This window comes from Vibrio sp. Vb1026, from assembly GCF_033338745.1.
GTDB lineage: Bacteria > Pseudomonadota > Gammaproteobacteria > Enterobacterales > Vibrionaceae > Vibrio > Vibrio alginolyticus.
On the sequence record NZ_JAWOTH010000077.1, the window covers coordinates 1 to 1,485 of the forward strand.

The 1,485-nt window shown below is 45.9% G+C and carries 3 protein-coding genes; 2 read left to right on the forward strand and 1 reads right to left on the reverse strand.

Going from position 1 to position 1,485, the window contains the following annotated elements; translation table 11 throughout:
• Both R7E47_RS24280 and R7E47_RS24285 read left to right on the forward strand, forming a co-directional pair.
• Positions 1–276, forward strand: a 276-nt coding sequence (locus R7E47_RS24280) for a TatD family hydrolase (RefSeq protein WP_318085232.1), incomplete at its 5' end; no start/stop codon positions are given.
• Between the two features lie 253 nt (positions 277–529).
• On the forward strand, positions 530–664 hold the full coding sequence (locus R7E47_RS24285) for a hypothetical protein (RefSeq protein WP_005478679.1): 135 nt from the start codon (positions 530–532) through the stop codon (positions 662–664).
• Positions 665–742: 78 nt separating this feature from the next.
• Here the strand turns inward: R7E47_RS24285 and tatC are convergent, their stop codons facing one another.
• Positions 743–1,483 (reverse strand): twin-arginine translocase subunit TatC, encoded by a 741-nt coding sequence (gene tatC / locus R7E47_RS24290; RefSeq protein WP_318085234.1) that lies wholly within the window; start codon positions 1,481–1,483, stop codon positions 743–745.
• Positions 1,484–1,485 lie beyond the last annotated feature (2 nt).

Sequence of the window (1,485 nt, forward strand, 5' to 3'; positions counted from 1 at the left end):
CGAGCAATTAACGAGTTGGGCTTCCACCTTGGTTTAGGCGGTGTATCGACATTTAAAAACGGCGGCATGGACCAAGGCATTCCACACTTAGACATGCAATGGGTCATCTTAGAAACAGACTGCCCATATTTGGCGCCAGTGCCGCATCGCGGTAAACGCAATGAGCCAGCTTACACATCGCTCGTCGCGCAGCGCGTGGCAGACTTGCGTGGCGAAGAGGTCGCAACCATAGATGCTATCACCACGGAAAATGCAAAAAACTTATTCAAGATTTAAGCAAGACAACAAACGCAACAAGCGGCCACACTAGGTCGCTTTTTATTGCCTAAACGGTTGGGTGAACAGGCCAAACCTGAAACGACTCAACCAGCAATACTGTAGTGTTGATAGACATAACTATTAACTTGTAACCCTACCCACTTCGCATCATGCGTATTCCATCAGTACGCTTCTTGTGACTGTCCACAACTCGACACATTCTTTTCTTATACTGCTATTCGCCTACGTCTTAGCACAGGTGTAAAACAACATGAATACGGATATTGAAATGTGTACACATGGTGCTTACTTGCAACGCGTACCACGCAACTTTTTTCAAAAGCTGCTAGGCATCAAAGAAGTTTATGTCTGTACTAAATGTGGTTACGTATTGAAAGTTAAGTAGTTAGCCCAAAATAACAAACCAACCGCAACAAAAAAGCGGCTCATTTGAGCCGCTTTTTACTGTCTAAAAACTGAAGGATTACTCCTCTTCTTCCTCATCTTTACGAGTGTAAAAACGAGCAAAGAACAGACCAACCTCAAACAGTAAACACATTGGGATCGCAAGTAACGTCTGCGAAATCATGTCTGGCGGCGTCAGCAGCATGCCGACAACGAACGCAGCCACAATAATGTATGGACGCTTCTCTTTTAGGTCTTGCGGCGTGGTCGCCCCAGTCCAACAAAGTAGGATAATCGCCACGGGCACTTCGAACGCAATACCAAACGCCATAAACAGCGCCAGCACAAAATCTAGGTAGCTCGAAATATCGGTCGCAAACTCAACCCCACCGAGAGAAATCGCAGTAAAGAAGCCAAATACCAGTGGAAATACCACGTAATACGCAAAGGCCACGCCACAGTAAAACAGCAACGAGCTAGAAAACAGCAATGGCATGATCAAACGACGTTCGTGCTTGTACAGACCTGGCGCAACAAAGGCCCAAACCTGATACAAAATAAACGGCACCGCAACAAATACTGAAGCGATAAGCGTCAGTTTTAGAGGTGTGAAACATGGTGATGCCACATCGGTTGCGATCATCGTCGCGCCTTCTGGTAAACGTTCAACCAAAGGTGCGGAGATAAACTCATAAATGTGGTTAGAGAAATAAATTAGCCCGACAAACACCACCAACACTGCCAAAATTGAACGCAGTAGTCGGTTGCGAAGCTCCAACAAATGACTAATTAAAGGTTGTGTCTGCTCGACGGTAGACATGG

Excerpts from the sequence above, each read along its gene's own strand:
- R7E47_RS24285 (WP_005478679.1), top strand. The coding sequence starts at position 530 with ATGAATACGGATATTGAAATGTGTACACATGGTGCTTACTTGCAACGC.
- tatC (WP_318085234.1), bottom strand. The coding sequence starts at position 1,483 with ATGTCTACCGTCGAGCAGACACAACCTTTAATTAGTCATTTGTTGGAG.